This is a genomic window from Xenorhabdus khoisanae (assembly GCF_001037465.1).
In the GTDB taxonomy this organism is placed as follows: Bacteria; Pseudomonadota; Gammaproteobacteria; order Enterobacterales; family Enterobacteriaceae; genus Xenorhabdus; species Xenorhabdus khoisanae.
In genome coordinates this window covers 1-2,240 of the sequence record NZ_LFCV01000232.1, presented here as the reverse complement: position 1 = coordinate 2,240, position 2,240 = coordinate 1, and the positions used below count along the sequence as shown (strand labels likewise).

Below are 2,240 nucleotides of genomic sequence, written 5' to 3'. Positions count from 1 at the left end.
TATTGTTTATAATGAGCAAAATACTCTTTATACAAATTAATTTGATATTTTCGTCATCAATCCGACAAACACAGAAATAATCGTCCCTTGCTATGAGTTTGATTCAGAACAAAACATATTCCAAAAACCAAAACCCATAAAAAGAGTTGAAGATTGTCACTTTAAACCAAATAAAGTTTATTATTTTGAAGCTTATAAATATATCTTAGATTTTGATTTTGAATCTTCTCCTAATAATTTCGTATTGATTGTACATTCTGATCCGAAAGGGTGGATTACATGGGTTTATAGCAGAGAGACATTAGAGCCAATACAAAGTATCTGTACAGATTTACAGGCATCCAGAGTTCTATTATATGTCAGGCTATTGGGGGAGATGAAGGCATCCCAGGCGATTCAATGCATTGAAAATTTAGCAATATCCAATTACGCAAACTTTGTACGTTGGGAAGCTGTGCAGAGCCTTTCTAAAATAGCGCCATCCAATTGTCTAAAAGTTCTTAAAATACTGGCAGAGAACGACCAAGATCCAATACTTAAACAAGCTGCTATACAAAGCCTAGAAATGACAATGGCAAAAAATTGTTAAAAAATGTCATTGCTGCTTCAGGAGAAACAGAATATGACGATAGATAGCACCCCAACAGTTAAAAATGTACTGGATCTTAAAGAATTTCTTACATTGTTAAAAAGTTCAGATGTTATCTCTCATATAAATAAAAGGATTTATATAGAAGAGGAAATTAATCAAGTATCTGAATGGTTGTATTCTTATGCCGCCAATAAAGAGGAAATCATTTCTTTTATTTGTTCAGATCTTCGTGATCCAACACAGTTTCAGAAAGCAAATGATATGCAGGCACCTACTTACTTGATTTACAAAGATAAGAAAATCTCTATCAGGATGGTTGCTTGGCTACCGTTGAGAAATCAATTTGATTTTGTACCACTTCCTTATGGAAAAGCACATGATCATGATTTTGATTTCTGGACTGTTAATTTCTTTGGTAATGGCTATAAAACCAGCCTATATGACTACAGCTACAATGACATAAACGGCACAGAGGGTGAATCAGTAACATTGAATTTTTCCGGTGATCGAATGTTATCTGCGGGCAATGTCATGTTTTATAAACGAAACAAAGACATACATATTCAATACCCACCAAAAGATTTTTGCGTATCGTTAAATTTGATAGTGCAACCAGAAAAAAAAGTAAGCCAAAATAAACTAATTTTAGATAGTGAAGAAAAACCAACAGAAAACCAACAAGTTATTGCACATATAAAAAAAGGGAGGAAAGAACGCTATCACGCCCAAGAGTCACTATTCCACGGATTATTAAAATTAGGTAACGAAAAAAGTCGTCAGCTCGCTTTACAAGTAGCCCGTAATCACAGTAAAGATGAAATACGTGCTATTGCCTTTGAGGCTATATTAGACGCAGCTGAACGTTCATACAACAAGGACGATATTAGTGATCTCATTGGATTAATAAATGATGATAAAAGTAGTTATGTCAGAACAAGAGTAAAAGAGAAAATCAAGACTATCTTATCCAAATAAGTGAGAAGTCTTTACAATCCTGTTGATCAAAGGGGAAGTAAAATGAAACATATTGAACAAATTAAAAACAAAAAATCAGAAGTAATTGCAGAAATTTCTCTTGCTTCTTTCGGTACCGAAATCTTGCTGGCTGGTGCAGTACCTCACACTCTCTCCGGCAACAAAGCTGGTCGTGAAGTAGATGGTGGGGGGCCTGAATGGGGCTGTTTATCCCCATGTGGTTTATCAGAAGGACAATGAGGTTGCTGATTCAGTTTAGTAAAATCAGTCAGTTTTCATACACAAGATTTATCAGAATATAGCCATTGAAAACGTTTAGCAATCAAAGCAATTTATTACAGATAATTATTGCAGATAAGAAAAAACCCTGAGATTTCTCTCAGGGTTTTTCTTGAAATAAGGTGGCGGTGCGGACGGGACTCGAACCCGCGACCCCCGGCGTGACAGGCCGGTATTCTAACCAACTGAACTACCGCACCACCGAATTTCTGTCTCCGGCTGCCTTTTGTACCGGCAACCGGCTTTTAATTAATGTCTGGCAGTGCCCTACTCTCACATGGGGAGACCCCACACTACCATCGGCGCTACGGCGTTTCACTGCTGAGTTCGGCATGGGGTCAGGTGGGACCACCGCGCTATTGCCGCCAGACAAATCCTGTATTCAATCCCGAAC

3 protein-coding genes, 1 tRNA gene and 1 rRNA gene are annotated in these 2,240 nt (G+C 37.3%); 3 read left to right on the top strand and 2 right to left on the bottom strand.

The features are described from left to right. The first annotated feature begins 244 nt into the window (after nt 1–244). From AB204_RS24090 to AB204_RS20410, 3 genes are read left to right on the top strand one after another with little or no spacing between them, the layout of a single operon-like run. Nucleotides 245–589 (top strand): HEAT repeat domain-containing protein, encoded by a 345-nt coding sequence (locus tag AB204_RS24090; protein WP_411354731.1) that lies wholly within the window; start codon nt 245–247, stop codon nt 587–589. 33 nt (nt 590–622) lie between these two features. Continuing rightward, complete coding sequence (locus AB204_RS20415; protein ID WP_047965215.1) at nt 623–1,567, top strand: hypothetical protein; 945 nt, start codon at nt 623–625, stop codon at nt 1,565–1,567. A 42-nt stretch (nt 1,568–1,609) separates the two neighbouring features. Beyond that, nucleotides 1,610–1,807 (top strand): hypothetical protein, encoded by a 198-nt coding sequence (locus tag AB204_RS20410; RefSeq protein WP_047965214.1) that lies wholly within the window; start codon nt 1,610–1,612, stop codon nt 1,805–1,807. A gap of 162 nt (nt 1,808–1,969) precedes the next feature. On the opposite strand, the gene AB204_RS20405 is transcribed toward AB204_RS20410, so the two are convergent. Together AB204_RS20405 and rrf are read right to left on the bottom strand one after the other, a co-directional pair. After that, nucleotides 1,970–2,046, bottom strand: a tRNA-Asp gene (locus AB204_RS20405). A 54-nt stretch (nt 2,047–2,100) separates the two neighbouring features. Then, nucleotides 2,101–2,216, bottom strand: a 5S ribosomal RNA gene (gene rrf / locus AB204_RS20400). Nucleotides 2,217–2,240: the final 24 nt, after the last annotated feature.

What these genes read in the sequence shown, in the direction of transcription:
- AB204_RS20410 (WP_047965214.1), top strand. Translation starts at nt 1,610, where the DNA reads ATGAAACATATTGAACAAATTAAAAACAAAAAATCAGAAGTAATTGCA.
- AB204_RS20415 (WP_047965215.1), top strand. Translation starts at nt 623, where the DNA reads ATGACGATAGATAGCACCCCAACAGTTAAAAATGTACTGGATCTTAAA.